At 40.5% G+C, this 14,206-nt stretch carries 13 protein-coding genes; 7 read left to right on the forward strand and 6 right to left on the reverse strand.

The annotated features are described in order from the left end of the window. Positions 1 to 292 precede the first annotated feature (292 nt). Entirely contained in the window at positions 293 to 937 is a 645-nt protein-coding gene (locus CWB60_RS05295) for a DUF6795 domain-containing protein (protein ID WP_138577462.1), read from the forward strand. Beyond that, on the forward strand, positions 934 to 2,079 hold the full coding sequence (locus tag CWB60_RS05300; protein ID WP_138577464.1) for a lipase family protein: 1,146 nt from the start codon (positions 934 to 936) through the stop codon (positions 2,077 to 2,079). The genes CWB60_RS05295 and CWB60_RS05300 overlap by 4 nt, the downstream gene beginning before the upstream one ends. Positions 2,080 to 2,128: 49 nt before the next feature. On the opposite strand, the gene aroC is transcribed toward CWB60_RS05300, so the two are convergent. Both aroC and prmB read right to left on the reverse strand, forming a co-directional pair. After that, the gene (gene aroC / locus CWB60_RS05305) at positions 2,129 to 3,226 is read right to left on the reverse strand and encodes a chorismate synthase (protein WP_024031890.1); all 1,098 of its coding nucleotides are present in this window, start codon (positions 3,224 to 3,226) and stop codon (positions 2,129 to 2,131) included. Positions 3,227 to 3,284: 58 nt separating this feature from the next. Continuing rightward, on the reverse strand, positions 3,285 to 4,220 hold the full coding sequence (gene prmB, locus CWB60_RS05310; RefSeq protein ID WP_138577466.1) for a 50S ribosomal protein L3 N(5)-glutamine methyltransferase: 936 nt from the start codon (positions 4,218 to 4,220) through the stop codon (positions 3,285 to 3,287). Between the two features lie 151 nt (positions 4,221 to 4,371). Here prmB and smrB point away from each other — a divergent pair, with 151 nt between their 5' ends. Continuing rightward, positions 4,372 to 4,929 carry an endonuclease SmrB gene (gene smrB / locus CWB60_RS05315; protein ID WP_024031888.1) on the forward strand — a complete coding sequence of 186 codons (558 nt, stop codon included), beginning with the start codon at positions 4,372 to 4,374 and terminating at the stop codon, positions 4,927 to 4,929. A 15-nt stretch (positions 4,930 to 4,944) separates the two neighbouring features. Next, a complete protein-coding gene (locus CWB60_RS05320) occupies positions 4,945 to 5,877 on the forward strand; it encodes an AEC family transporter (RefSeq protein WP_138577468.1) in 933 nt (310 codons plus the stop codon). Positions 5,878 to 5,882: 5 nt separating this feature from the next. Here the strand turns inward: CWB60_RS05320 and CWB60_RS05325 are convergent, their stop codons facing one another. Both CWB60_RS05325 and sixA read right to left on the reverse strand, forming a co-directional pair. After that, positions 5,883 to 6,233 (reverse strand): RidA family protein, encoded by a 351-nt coding sequence (locus CWB60_RS05325; RefSeq protein WP_004587297.1) that lies wholly within the window; start codon positions 6,231 to 6,233, stop codon positions 5,883 to 5,885. Positions 6,234 to 6,248: 15 nt separating this feature from the next. Beyond that, positions 6,249 to 6,719 (reverse strand): phosphohistidine phosphatase SixA, encoded by a 471-nt coding sequence (gene sixA, locus CWB60_RS05330; protein ID WP_004587298.1) that lies wholly within the window; start codon positions 6,717 to 6,719, stop codon positions 6,249 to 6,251. Between the two features lie 183 nt (positions 6,720 to 6,902). Between sixA and CWB60_RS05335 the strand changes: the two genes are divergently transcribed. Both CWB60_RS05335 and CWB60_RS05340 read left to right on the forward strand, forming a co-directional pair. Beyond that, on the forward strand, positions 6,903 to 9,626 hold the full coding sequence (locus CWB60_RS05335) for an insulinase family protein (RefSeq protein WP_138577470.1): 2,724 nt from the start codon (positions 6,903 to 6,905) through the stop codon (positions 9,624 to 9,626). A gap of 55 nt (positions 9,627 to 9,681) precedes the next feature. After that, the gene (locus tag CWB60_RS05340; RefSeq protein WP_138628004.1) at positions 9,682 to 11,940 is read left to right on the forward strand and encodes a sensor domain-containing protein; all 2,259 of its coding nucleotides are present in this window, start codon (positions 9,682 to 9,684) and stop codon (positions 11,938 to 11,940) included. A gap of 405 nt (positions 11,941 to 12,345) precedes the next feature. Here CWB60_RS05340 and efpL read toward each other — a convergent pair whose 3' ends face one another. After that, positions 12,346 to 12,918, reverse strand: a complete 573-nt coding sequence (efpL, locus tag CWB60_RS05350) for an elongation factor P-like protein EfpL (protein WP_004587302.1) — start codon at positions 12,916 to 12,918, stop codon at positions 12,346 to 12,348. 194 nt (positions 12,919 to 13,112) lie between these two features. Here efpL and CWB60_RS05355 point away from each other — a divergent pair, with 194 nt between their 5' ends. Next, positions 13,113 to 13,499, forward strand: coding sequence for an MmcQ/YjbR family DNA-binding protein (locus tag CWB60_RS05355; protein ID WP_004587303.1), 387 nt, complete (start codon positions 13,113 to 13,115; stop codon positions 13,497 to 13,499). A 37-nt stretch (positions 13,500 to 13,536) separates the two neighbouring features. Here CWB60_RS05355 and CWB60_RS05360 read toward each other — a convergent pair whose 3' ends face one another. Continuing rightward, positions 13,537 to 14,046, reverse strand: coding sequence for a GNAT family N-acetyltransferase (locus CWB60_RS05360; RefSeq protein ID WP_138577474.1), 510 nt, complete (start codon positions 14,044 to 14,046; stop codon positions 13,537 to 13,539). Positions 14,047 to 14,206: the final 160 nt, after the last annotated feature.

The raw sequence follows: 14,206 nt of genomic DNA on the forward strand, positions 1-14,206 counted from the left end.
AGGATATTAATACTTAATGAATTATTAAAAACTAATGGAATACTTTCAACGATGAATTTAATATAAAAAATATTAGTACGCCTACAGAATAAATACGGAAACATCTGCCCAAAATATAAAGTACCCTCGGGAGTTAATAATCTATAAAGACTACTTATATAAAAGAAAAGTGCTAGAGGAAGAATTGCGTACTTTTATTAGCAATTAAGGCACCTTATAAAAACAGGTACAGTTCACTTTACATACATTTTTTTCTTAGTTAAAATCTAAGAAAATTATGCAAGGATTGCCTATGAATAAATCTATTTATTTACCTCGATTAGCCATCCTATTGATTCTTTTTTGTGCTATTGTTTTTCCGGCCCTTAGTCAAGGAGAAGATATGTTTAGCTGGTTCAGAAAAAAGAAAGAAGTATTTTTAAGCCCTGAAGTCAACGGCGTCGTCACTGAAAATGGCATACCAATTGCTGATTTAGAAATAATACGTTCATTAACATATATTGATGGCGTTGAACGACTTGATTCTGTAATGACAGGAGATGACGGACGATTTCATTTATCAAAGAAAACTATACTTTCTTCTATCCCGAATAAATTAATTTCCGAAGACCGTGTCCATCAGAAGATTTTTATTCGTAAAGATAACAACTTAGTTATTGGTTTGTGGGGGGCCACACAACCAGGCATTTCAGAGTTACCTGAATTCACCAAAAAGCTTGATTTTTTAAAGTGTGAAATAACTAATCAATTGGTCAGATTTGAATTTAAAAATAACACCAATAAATACCTCAATAGAACTGCAACAAGCATTTGCAGATGGGATGAAGATTACAATCCTACATGGGTTATGGAAAACGGTGAAGAAAAGTACGAAATCCATAATGGCGATTTAAATGATTTAACAGAACGTTTTACAGGGAAGAAGGTTGAACTATGAATAAAACAATATCACCAAGCACAGCTGCTTCTGTCGCGAATAGAGTTTATGATATAAGAAAAAGTTATGACTTCAGCGGAGAGTTTCATAATGACTTTGTGAGAAACTTTAAAGTGACTAACAATCAAATTCAGGGGGTTAGTGGTGGGCTAATAAATCAGCTTTTGAACCGTACGACAGGCTTCGCTTTAACTGCTGAAGGTGTTTCATCACAATTCAAAAACCACCATATTATTGGCATTCGTGGAACCGTTTTCTCATCTTGTGCAGATTGGCTAACTAACTTAAATGTTGCAACTACCCTTGGTCCTAAAAATTTGGAAGTACATTCAGGCTTCGAGAAAGCCTTCACTAGTATGGAACCCATGTTTAATTCTTATATAAAAAAGCATAAACCAGAATTTTTGCATATTGTAGGGCACAGTTTAGGTGGTGCAATTGCTCAGCTTACTGCTATTTGGGCTAGCAAAAAAGGTATACCTACTAATTTATATACGTTTGGTGCGCCTAGGGTGGTATTAAGTAATTCAATACATTCAGCAGCAAATAATATCGGTCAATATCGAGTTACTCATGGCGCCGACCCTGTTCCTTGTGTACCTGCCTGGCCATTCAGCCATACCTCTAATGAATACCAAACTGCTATGAATGAAGGATCTTTTTTTAGTCTTGCCGCACACTCTATGGAAAAAAGTGAACCTGGTTACGTCAATACCGTCGCTGCATACAGTGATTATGCAAGTATGGAAAATTCTTTGAAGACCCTACATCATAATCATACTGTTCTAAAGTATTCATCGCGTTATAACGTAACCTTTTCACTTAAATGGCAACGAATAATTACAGACGGCTTAATAACTTTTTTAAAGAAAACAGGACAATACGCTTTTATTTCCGTCCAAGCGGGTTTAGGCCTCGGCCTAACTTTCTATGATACGCTTGCTCGATGTTTATTTGATTCTGTAGTCAAATTTGTAGAATTAACTGAAGAGTTAAAAGGCTTAATTGGTCATATGCTTGCATTTGTAGGAAAAAAAACTTACGAGGTTAAAGAACTAAGCAAACAGTTCATCAGGTGGGTGCTCGGTTTGATGATCAAAAAGCTTTATATGGTAGCAAAACAGGCAATTGATCTTATTTAAATTAAAATGAGCGCGGTTCGTAAAACCTAACCGCGCTCCCAGAAATGACTTAAACAGAGCCGTTAATTGGTCCATGTTCGTGGTTAACATGTGGGTTTTGCCCGCGCTGGCGCAGTAAATGGTCCATTAAGGTAATGGCCATCATTGCCTCAGCAATAGGGATTGCACGAATACCAACGCACGGATCATGACGCCCTTTGGTTATCATCTCTACTGCTTCGTTTTCAGTATTAATGCTTTTACCTGGAATAGTGATACTTGATGTAGGCTTAAGCGCAATAGAGGCAATAATATCTTGCCCTGTAGAAATACCAGCAAGTACGCCACCCGCGTGGTTTGAGGTAAAGCCTTCTGGGGTTAACTCATCACGATGCTCTGAGCCTTTTTGCTCTACCACATCAAAGCCATCGCCAATTTCTACACCTTTAACGGCATTAATGCTCATTAGTGAATGCGCAATTTCAGCATCTAGCCTATCAAATACAGGCTCGCCTAATCCTACCGGTACGTTGCTAGCCACTACTTTTACTTTAGCGCCCACTGAGTCACCTTGCTTTTTAAGGTCTCGCATGTACTCATCAAGCGCTTCTAGCTTACTTGCATCAGGGAAAAAGAATAAGTTGTTTTCAACTTCATCCCAGTCGTAACTTTCGGCTTTTATTGGCCCAAGTTGGCTTAAACATGCTTTTACTTCAATACCGTGAAACTGCTTTAAGTATTTTTTAGCAATTGCGCCTGCCGCTACACGAATTGCGGTTTCACGCGCAGAAGAGCGACCACCGCCGCGATAATCGCGCAGGCCGTATTTGTGCCAGTAAGTGTAATCGCCATGACCTGGGCGAAACACATCTTTAATTTTACCGTAGTCTTTTGAGCGTTGATCGGTATTTTCGATAAGTAAACCAATACTTGTGCCTGTGGTTTTACCTTCAAAAACGCCTGAAAGAATTTTTATTTGATCGTCTTCTCGGCGCTGCGTTGTATAGCGGCTTTGCCCAGGTTTACGACGGTCTAAATCAATTTGTAAGTCAGCCTCTGTGATCTCAAGGCCTGCGGGAGTACCATCTACAACACCGCCTAGGGCAACGCCGTGGCTCTCACCAAAGGTGGACACTTTAAACAACTGCCCTATGCTATTACCTGCCATTAACTTTCCTCATTCCTAATGACTACAAAAGTTGCCGAGCATACGCTCGGCCTAAAATTTATTTTGCAAAATACGTATCAAGCTGCGCTTTGCTTATTACAAATACACCTAAGCCGCCTTGCTCAAACTCAACCCACTCAAATGGTGCGCCCGGATATAAAGCATCCATATGTACCATAGAGTTACCAACTTCTACAAATAACAAACCGTTATCAGTTAGATGATTGCTAGCATGCTCTAAAATAGTACGTGTAACGTCTAAGCCATCATGCCCAGATGCTAAACCAAGCTCAGGCTCATGATGAAATTCTCGTGGTAAATCAGCCATGTCCTCAGCATCAACATACGGAGGGTTGGCTACTATTAGGTCATACTTTTGCCCTGGCACTCCACTAAATACATCTGACTGAATAGGCAGTACGCGGTCACTTAGCATATAGTCGTTTATGTTTATATCTGCTACTTCAAGCGCTTCATACGAAATATCAACCGCATCGACTTGTGCCGCTTCAAACGCTTGAGCAAGCGCAATAGCAATACAAGCAGAGCCTGTGCATAAATCTAAAATACGGTTAACGCTTTGCGGCTGCTCAAGCCACGGTGAAAACTTATTAGCAATAAGTTCAGCAAACGGCGAGCGCGGAATAAGCACACGCTCATCAACATAAAATGGCATGCCCGCAAACCAAGCAATGTTTGTTAAATAAGGAACCGGCGTGCAGTCATTTATACGCTCTGCGATTAACCCTGCTAGGCGGTTTTTTTCTGTGCTTGTTAACCGCGCATGCATTAACTCTTTGGGGGCATCAATAGGTAAACTTAGTGCAGGCAGTAATAAGCTAACAGCTTCATCCCACGCGTTATCTGTGCCATGTCCAAAAAATATTCCACTACTTGCAAATTGGCTTGTAGTCCAGCGTAACCAGTCATGTAACGTTGACAGTTCTGCAACAGCTTCATCAAGTGTTGCTTCTTCTATTTGTAAATCACTCATATTTTTTACCTGTTTTAGCTAACTGACTGTTTTGAGTCTTTGCGACGATTGCATTGCCTAACTGTGCTGAGCAAATTACAATTGCCCCTCACCTTTATATTGTACCGCCTTTTGCGCTGCGTTTTTACGTTTTTTTGTTTAGGTAAAATTTATGAAAAAAGACATCTCATCACAATCGTCCCTAAGCAATGACGACATTGACCTTTTTCGCCAAACAATTACAGGCGCTAAGGTGTTTAAACAAGATACCCATAGGTTTGATACAAAACCTAAGGTGTCACAAGCGAAGCAATTTGCCCAGCAAAAAAAGCAGGTTGAGTCTGAATTTTTCTTCTCTGACGAATATATTCCCGATATAGACACAAATAGCACCATTAATTACGTGCAAAATGGCCACGACTCTTTTTTAGCAAAACAGTTACGACGCGGCGACTTTGCACCCGATTTAACACTCGATCTGCACGGGCTTAATAAAGAACGTGCAAAAGATGAACTCGCGGGACTTATTCACGAGTGCAAAAAACAGCATTATTACTGCGCGTGCATAGTGCATGGCATTGGCGAGCGTGTTTTAAAACACAAAGTACCGCAGTATTTGGTACAGCACCCCGATGTAATTGCCATGCACCAAGCACCGCTAGAATATGGCGGGCGCGGTGCCGTGCTGATTTTAATTGATTTACCGCAAAGCGATGAGTTTAGACGCTAATTAAAGGAAGAATACGTGCAAATTTTTTCGATTATTTTTCCCTTAATTTTTATTGTCGCACTGGGCTACACCTGTTGTTATTTTAAGTTTTTTAATCAGCAGCATATTGCCGGCTTAAGTAAATTTACTTTTTATGTGAGCTTACCCGCCTTTTTAATGCTCAATATGTCGCAAATAAATTTGCATCAAAGTATTAGCCTCGAAGCATTTTTAAGCTTTTATATTCCTGTATTAGCGGTATTTGCTTTGGGCATACTTATTGATAGGTACTATTTAATTAAACAAGCCAATGCTGGAAATTATCAACAGCATAGTGTGTTTGGTCTTGCCGGTAGTTATTCAAATATGGTGTTAGTGGGTATACCCATTGTTATTGCTTCACTTGGCAAAGACATGATTGCTATCGCCTTTATGATCATCACATTTCATAGCACGCTGCTTTTTGCGTTAACTTATTTAATAGGCGCGAAAGGAAACACAGCTGACTTCTCGTGGGCAAAATTTGCTAAAAACATGGTCCTTAACCCTATAGTGTTAAGTATTGGCTGTGGATTACTTTTAAATGTGTCGGGAATTACATTATTTGCTAATTTAGCCAATGCCTTAAAGCTAATCGCCAGCCCTGCTATTGCATGTGCTTTATTTGTGTTAGGCGCTAATTTGGTGTTTTATAAAGTGGCAGCAAATTGGCAGCCGGCCCTTATTTCTTCACTGTTAAAAATACTGATTTTGCCTGCTGCTGTGTGCGTAGCAGCTACGTGGGTGTTTGTACTAGATACGCAAATTCGTAACGTACTGGTATTGCTAAGCGCCTCGCCTGTTGGCGTTAATGCGTATTTAATTGCAAGCCAATTAAATACGCATCAAGTTACGCTCGCCGGTGCAGTGGTGCTTTCAACGGTGCTTAGTGTAGTAAGCTTTTCGTTTTGGCTTGCTGTGCTTTTATAAAACGCTTATTTAAGTGCGGCCACTACCGAAATTTCGACCAATAGCGCATCGCGCGCCATTTTAGCTTCAACACAGGCGCGTGCTGGTGCATAACCTTCTGGCACCCACGCATCCCATACAGCATTCATATCGGCAAAATATTCCATGCTCTTAACGTAAATAGTTGCGCTTAGCATATGTTTTTTAGAACTCCCCGCCTGCTCAAGTAAGGCCTCTACTTTGTCGAGCATAGTTTGCGTTTGCTCTGTAATGTTTTGCTCTGCATCGCTGCATACTTGTCCGCATAAATAAACGGTTCCATTATGTTTAACTATACGGCTCATGCGCGCACCCGTTTCAAGGCGTTCTATACTCATTGTTATCTCTTTTCTCTATATGTTGGCAGGCGCGTTAATATTTACATATTCACTGCGCTGTGATGTTTCGTCATACTGAATTACAGCAACTGCTGCGGTGTTAAAAATAGGCATATTACCCGGGCTGAGCTGATCAACTATATAGCTCACAATAGGCATATGGGCGACCACTAACCAGGTATTACACTGAGGATGCATGGCAATAAGTGTTTCTAAATAATCAGCTGCTATTTGTGGCTTTCCCTCGGGGATTATGTCGCTACAGGTTTCACTAAATTTAAATACATTGTTTTTTTCAACTTCTTTAGCCGTTTGCTGCGCGCGCGAGTAAGGACTTACCAATAACGCATCAACAGAAAAGTGTTTGTGTAGCCATAAGCCCATTTTTTCTGCTTCTGCATGGCCTTTCGGAGTTAGGTTTCTTGCTGCGTCGTTAGCTTGCATCGGTGTCGCTTCGCCGTGGCGCATAATTAAGATTGTTTTCATAAAAAATCAACCGATTAATGAATATAAAACAGTAGCCAGTTTGCCCATTTGTCCGCTATATTAACTATTATTCCAAAGAATAATTCTCTCATGATATTCAGGTAAATCTTTTCGCTATTTTTTCGCTGTCCTGAAGCTATCATCTGTTGTTAACAAGTAAACGTCTAGTTTCAGGAGCATCATTTGAATATCAGCCGCAATGATAACAGAGCATACCGCGCCATTACACTCGACAATGGGCTAAAAGTATTATTAGTGCAAGATAAAGATTCAACTAAAGCCGCTGCTTCTATGGCGGTTAACGCTGGCCATTTTGATGACCCCCTTGACAGGCAAGGCCTTGCACACTTTTTAGAGCATATGCTTTTTTTAGGTACCGACCAATACCCTGATTCTGGAAGCTTTAATAATTTTGTGTCTCAATCGGGCGGTAACACCAACGCCTGGACCGGCACTGAGCACACCTGCTATTACTTTGATATTAATAACCAAGCCATTGAAAAAGCACTTGCGCAATTTAGCCGTTTTTTTATTGCCCCATTATTAAACCCAGCGGAAACCGAAAAAGAACGTAATGCCATAGAGGCTGAGTTTAAATTAAAAATAAAAGATGATGGGCGTCGTATTTATCAGGCTCATAAAGAAACCGTAAACCCAGCCCACCCCTTTGCTAAATTTTCGGTGGGTAATTTACATACCCTCGCCGATAGAGAGCGCTGCATAAGTGACGAGTTAAGAGATTTTTTTAATAAGCACTATCAAGCGCAGTGGATGACACTGGTAATTTGTGCCAACGAACCGCTTGATACACTTGCGCAGTGGACGCATCGTTATTTTAGTGGCATTAATGGCCATAAAGGTGCGCTTAAAGCCCCTATTGAGGAGCCATTATATCGCGCGCAAGATATTGGCAAAGTACTGCACATTGAACCACACAAGCACATGCAAAAACTCATTATTAGTTTTGCTATGCCAAATATCGATGACTTTTATCGCCACAAAACCGTCAGCTTTATAGCCCATTTACTCGGCTACGAAGGCGCAGGCTCGTTGTACTCAATTTTAAAAGAGCAAGGGTGGATTAACGCACTTTCTGCCGGCGGCGGTATAAATGGCAGTAACTTTAAAGATTTTAACATTAGCATGGCGCTTACCGATGAAGGCATTGAATACTTTGAAGACATAATAGAAATTGTGTTTGAGTATATTTGCCTAATCAACGATAACACCGACAAACTACCGCGCCTGTATCAAGATAAAAAAAACCTGTTACAAATTGCGTTTGATAACCAAGAAAAATCGCGCTTAATAGATTGGGTAAGTAACCTAAGCATTAATATGCAGCACTACGACGAAGCTAACTATGTGCAAGGCGATTACTTAATGGAGGGCTTTAATAAAGCCACTCACGAAATGGCGATGCAATGGCTTACCCCGCATAATATGCGCTTGGTACTTATTCATCCAGGCGTAGAGGCTGAGCACACCACCGCGTGGTACAACACCCCTTACAAAGTTGAGCCAATTTCGCCGCATTGGCTGGAGTCGCTTGCGCATATAAATAAACCGCTGAGCACTATGCTGTTGCCCACAGCAAACCCCTATTTAACAAAAGAAGTGGTGTTATACGAAGTCGAAAAACCCCAAACCAAGCCTTTACTGTTAGTTAAAGAGCCAGGGTTTGACTTTTGGTTTAAACAAGACAACACCTTTAGAGTGGCCAAAGGTCATTTTTATTTAGCAATGGACTCGCACTTTGCAGTAAAAGATGTAAAGCACATGGCATTAACGCGCCTTTTTAGTGATTTATTTATGGACAGTGTTGGCGAGCAGTTTTACCCCGCAGAATTGGCAGGTTTAAGTTATCATTTAACCTCTCACCAAGGCGGGCTTACGTTGCACACCGCTGGGCTATCGACTAGTCAGCTAGAGTTGGTGGAACAATTACTTGATGCGCTGTTTAATGTTGATATTTGCGCACGCCGCTTTGCCGAATACAAAAAGCAATTGGTAAGGCACTGGCGCAACAGCAACCAAAATAAGCCCGTGAGTGAATTATTTAGCGTGTTAGGTGCCAAAATAATGCCATGGAACCCACAACCCGACGAGTTAGCCACTGCACTTAAAAATACATGTTTTCAGCAATTTAACGAATTTAGAGCCGATTTTTTTAAAGCCTTACATGTTGAGTCGTTTTTACACGGTAATTGGCAACAAACAGACGCGAAGGTATTTCATAAAAAAGTGGCAGAGCATTTAAAAAACGCCACGGCTATTGAAGATTTAACACGCCCGCTGCACGAGATAGACCAAGTGACTCGCTGCGAACTTGAACTGCCATGCAGTGATAACGCCATGGTCATTTACTACCAAGCACAAACTGCAGAAGTGGATGAAAAAGTTAAATTAATGGCACTTAATCATATAATTAACCAAGACTATTTTAACGAGCTGAGAACCACACAACAGCTAGGTTACTTAGTTGGCTCTGGCTATGCACCATTTAACACCCGCGCCGGTATTGCTTTTTATATTCAATCACCAAAATTTGAAGCTCAGACTCTACTGCACAGGCATAATCATTTTGTAAGCCAGTTTATTGCTAACCTAGACTCCCTGGATGAAACAACATGGCAGCAGCATAAACAAGGTTTGACAACTCATATTGCTGAAAAAGATAAAAACTTACGGTTACGCTCACAGCGCTTTTGGCTTGCAATAGGCAATAAAGATCATGACTTTCATATGCAAAAACGCCTGCTAGAGGCACTGCACGCCCTCAGCCTAGAAGAAATGAAAAGTTATGCCATAGCTACTTTTTCTAAAGATAGGCCAAGGTATGAGTTATTAAGTAGCGCAAAAGTAAATAAATCGCAAAAAATGCCGCTTTGCTCGCAATCTCTTTGACTCTGCAAGTGGCATGATTTAAATTATCATTTGTTAATTAGTAGTAATAAAACAAATGATAAAAATAACAACAATAAAATGTGGTTTTTACTGGTTGCTGCTAAGCCTAGCACCCGCAGCGGTTGCCTTTGAACACGCCTTTAATATAAATACCAACACCGTTTTAATTATTGCCAGTGCCCTACTTGCGCTGGCTTTGCCATACCTATTATTTGTAATTTATAAATTAAAGCGCTCTCGGTTACAGCACAGCCTCTCGGAAAAGCGCTTAAAAAGCACGGTTGAAGGCAGTGGCGATACGCTTTGGGATTGGAATATAAAAACTGGCGAAGTTATTCGTATTAACGATAAATACATGATGGATTCAACAACGTTAATGGGGTTTCCGCCAAATAAAAGCTTGATCCACCCACACGATATTGCCTCAGTAGAGCATTTATTAAAAAAACACTTTGCTCAAAAGTCTGCTTTTTTTGAAGCCACTTACCGCATTAAAGACACCTTTGGCCACTGGCACTGGGTATTAGACCGCGGAAAAATAATAGAAAAAGATGCCAACTTAGCGCCACTGAGAATGACCGGCACAGTGCGCGATATTTCAGTGTTAAAATCAACACAAGAGCGCCTCAATTTATTTGCTAAGTGTGTAGAATCACTCACTGATGCACTTGCTATATATGATAAAAACTTTAACTTAGTTGATATTAACCCCAGCTTTTTAACGCTTTTTGGTGGCGTTAGAGAGCAATATCTCAAAAAGCCTTTTAATTTACCTGGTTACGATAAAAGCTACACAGAAAACGTTAAAAATATAGTACGAGAGCGGGAGCGAATTCAACAAGAGGTAAAACTGCGCAATAGTGAGCGAGTGTTACTGCCCATAGAGATTTCTATTGATGAGATAAAAAACGATCAACACCAAATAACAAACTATGTAGTGGTTTATTCAGATTTAACCGAACGTAAAAATGCACAATCGCAACTGCATAATTTATCAAATAGAGACCGTACGACCAGTTTACCTAACAGAAATTTATTTTTTACCGACCTACAAAAGCTAGTAAAACAAAATACCCACCATGCCCTTTTGGTATTTGATTTAGATAATTTTAAAAAGATTAATGATTCATTAGGCCACCAGCTAGGCGACAGCCTGTTAGCAAAACTGGCTATGCGATTAAATAAATTAACCCGTGAGAATGATGTTTTTTACCGCTTAGGGGGTGATGAATTTGCCTTAGTTATGGCAGATACTAATGATATCCATGTTATTACTCGCATGGCAAAGCAATTTTTAGCTGCAATTGCGACCCCATTTAAAATGGCAGGCCACGAGCTCGCTATTACCTCAAGCGTAGGCATAGTGTTATTCCCTGAAGATGGCAGTACTCCAGAGCTGCTGTTAAAAAACGCTGATACCGCCATGTATCATGCTAAAAAGAAAGGCAATAGTTACCTGTTTTTTAACGACACCATGAACCGCCAAGCGGTTAAACGTTTACAAATAGAAAACCTAATGCGCTTTGGTCTAAAAGAAAACCATTTTGAAGTGTATTACCAACCAAAAATGAATATTCGCACAGGTAAACTTACCGGAATGGAAGCATTAGTGCGCTTTATAACCCCTAAAAAAGGCGTTATTAGCCCCGGTGTATTTATTCCTATTGCTGAGGAAACCGGGCAAATAATAGAAATTGGTGAAGTGGTTTTAAACAAAGCGTGTCGCGATGTAAAACAATGGCTAGACGATGGGCTATTTAGCGGCCGCGTTGCAGTTAACTTATCGGCTAAGCAGTTTAGCTTGCCAGATTTAACGACCCGTATTGACGTGATATTGCAAAAAAACGAGCTACCTTCTTACTTTTTAGAGCTGGAAATTACCGAGGGCACGGTAATGGACGACCCACAAGAAGCCATTGCAATTATGCGCTCGCTAAGTGCGCGTGGTATTCATTTAGCCATGGACGATTTTGGTACAGGTTATTCATCTTTAGCGTACTTAAAACAATTTCCGCTGAATACCTTAAAAGTAGACAAAGCATTTATTGATGACATGAAAACCGAACGAGGCCGCAACATGGTTGACTCTATCGTGACGATTGCGCAAAACCTCGATTTACATATGGTTGCTGAAGGTGTGGAGCAAGCAAGCCAAATTGACATACTCAAAACGCTAAATTGTGAAACCGTACAAGGCTACTTCTATTCAAAACCGCTTTCAAAAGATGAGTTTACGGCCTTTTTGAAACAGCAACAAAGCAACTCTACGCCAAGCCTTATTAGTGCTAATAAACATTTAGCGCAAATAAGGTAATGTTACGGGCGCCATATACACGCACCAGCGCCTACGTTGCGTATAAAAGCACGCCTGTAATGCAAACCAAATAAGCACCATGCGCCAGGGCCTATTAGCGCCCCTAATAAAATCCACCGTTTAATTGGCATACCTTTTTTAAGCGCTTGAATGTAAATGGCCAAAGCACATAGAGCGTTAATAAAAACGAAAAGCAAACATCACCCCAACTGAGCTCAAAACAACGCTGCGCATTTTAACGGCAAATAACACACTTTTAAAGCAGCAGGCTTGATAAGTCAATGAGTCGCCATTTTAGCTATCAGCGCATATAAATTAAGTATTGATGCAGATTACTATTACCTAGTTTAGAAATTTAGCCATAAAAAAAGCCGGCATAGCGCCAGCTTTATTGTATAGCTTGGGTTACTTTTCAGCGCGGCCCATAAATTTGTGCTCAACCGTATTAATACGGATACGGTCGCCCGTAGATATATGCTCAGGCACCGAAATGGTTAAACCCGTGCTCAGGCGTGCAGGCTTAGAGCGTGCACTGGCAGAAGCACCTTTGATTGAAGGGTCTGTTTCTTCAACAACCAGCTCTACGCTTGATGGCAAATCTAAACCTACAGGCGAGCCATCAATTACAATAACGTGTACGCCTTGCGTTTCTTCGTTAACGAATTGAATTTCTTCTGCTATCGCCTCTTTATTTAAGTTATACGGCGTGTAGTCTTCATTATCCATAAACACGTATTCATCGCCATCAATGTACGAAAGCATTGCTTCGCGGCGAGTTAAATCTGCTAGGGTTAGCATGTCGCTGTCTTTGAAGGTTTCGTCTACTTTTGCACCTGTTACTACATCGTATAAACGCATACGGTACAAACTACCGCCTGCACGGCCTTGTGGAACTGAACGTACAATATCTTTAACTACCAACACGCGATTATTAAACTCAATCGCGGTTCCTTTTTTAACTTCACTCGCCTTTGGCATGGGGGTTTTCCTATTATTTTTTTGATTGCCAGAAACATACCACGAACTGGGTATTGTTCAACTAAAAATACATTAATTTGGGGCTGCATCTGATATAGACTTGCAAATTTTTAATTTAAAACTAAATACCTATAATCAAAAGCGAAAAAAACTGCTATGGTATCTCTACCGAGTATGACTTCAAGGATTGGATCATGGACCAAAACACAGTACATGAGTATTTAGTAAAGAAGCCCTTGGTGCAAGTGACAAAACCATTTGCTCAAGAGGTTGATGTTTATAAAGTAAATCATAAAATGTTTGCCACCCTTGCCTTAGGTAATGATGGAGACGTAAATGATGATGGAGATCCTATTTGGTGGCTTAATTTAAAGTGCGATCCCGATGAAGCACTTAAATTGCGTGATATTTTTCCTGCGGTGATCCCTGGCTATCATATGAACAAGCGGCTTTGGAATACGGTGATATTAGATGGCTCTATTCCACAAGGCGAAATTGAAAGAATGATCGATAATTCGTTCAAATTAGTTGTTGAGAATATGCCAGAAAAAGACCGTAAAGCAATTGAAGCACATCTATAGAAACCACCATCACGGGCTAGCTTGCTAGCCCTATTTGCTACAATTTTAATGTGTATATCAAATCGTCATAACGTGTATTATTAATAGTGTGCGCTTGCGTATTAATACCAGTTAACGTTAATCCACACTTTTGTAATACCTTTTCAGACCCTACATTCCCCTTTGTAACCACGGCTTTAAACTGTGTAATACCGCATTGTTGCCATGCCCACTCAATCACGGCACGCAATGACTCACTGGCAAAGCCTTGATTAAAATACGCGGGTAAAAACAAATAGCCTAGCTCAGCTTGCTCAAGTTCGTATGTAAACCCCGTTACACCCATGGGCTCATTTGAACGCTTATCAAATACCACAAGGCAAAGTGGATGAGTAGAAGTGCTATCCCAACTTTTTAAACGTTGTTCAAAGCGGCTGCGTACAAACGCTTCGCTGGGCATATCGTAGCAATAACGGATCACGGTAGGATTTTGATGTAACTGCAAAAATAATGGCCAATCACTGCTTTGAAGTGGGCGCATTGCCAATCGTGCTGTAAACAACTGCATGATGGTTTACCTCTTATCTGCTTAGCTGCAAATTAAGCTAACATACTTTATAGCAAGCCACTTAATTATAAGTCTTATTTGAGGGTAAAAACCTGTCGATAACTAAATAAAAACTGGCAATTTAGGTTTTATAAATGCACGTTTTTAACACAGGTAGCGA

It is taken from the genome of Pseudoalteromonas sp. S327 (assembly GCF_005886415.1).
In the GTDB taxonomy this organism is placed as follows: Bacteria; Pseudomonadota; Gammaproteobacteria; order Enterobacterales; family Alteromonadaceae; genus Pseudoalteromonas; species Pseudoalteromonas atlantica.

Bases quoted from the DNA above. Each gene is read 5' to 3' on its own strand.
- CWB60_RS05295 (WP_138577462.1), top strand. From the start codon at position 293: ATGAATAAATCTATTTATTTACCTCGATTAGCCATCCTATTGATTCTT.
- CWB60_RS05300 (WP_138577464.1), top strand. From the start codon at position 934: ATGAATAAAACAATATCACCAAGCACAGCTGCTTCTGTCGCGAATAGA.
- aroC (WP_024031890.1), bottom strand. From the start codon at position 3,226: ATGGCAGGTAATAGCATAGGGCAGTTGTTTAAAGTGTCCACCTTTGGT.
- prmB (WP_138577466.1), bottom strand. From the start codon at position 4,220: ATGAGTGATTTACAAATAGAAGAAGCAACACTTGATGAAGCTGTTGCA.
- smrB (WP_024031888.1), top strand. From the start codon at position 4,372: ATGAAAAAAGACATCTCATCACAATCGTCCCTAAGCAATGACGACATT.
- CWB60_RS05325 (WP_004587297.1), bottom strand. From the start codon at position 6,233: ATGAGTATAGAACGCCTTGAAACGGGTGCGCGCATGAGCCGTATAGTT.
- sixA (WP_004587298.1), bottom strand. From the start codon at position 6,719: ATGAAAACAATCTTAATTATGCGCCACGGCGAAGCGACACCGATGCAA.
- CWB60_RS05340 (WP_138628004.1), top strand. From the start codon at position 9,682: ATGATAAAAATAACAACAATAAAATGTGGTTTTTACTGGTTGCTGCTA.
- efpL (WP_004587302.1), bottom strand. From the start codon at position 12,918: ATGCCAAAGGCGAGTGAAGTTAAAAAAGGAACCGCGATTGAGTTTAAT.
- CWB60_RS05355 (WP_004587303.1), top strand. From the start codon at position 13,113: ATGGACCAAAACACAGTACATGAGTATTTAGTAAAGAAGCCCTTGGTG.
- CWB60_RS05360 (WP_138577474.1), bottom strand. From the start codon at position 14,046: ATGCAGTTGTTTACAGCACGATTGGCAATGCGCCCACTTCAAAGCAGT.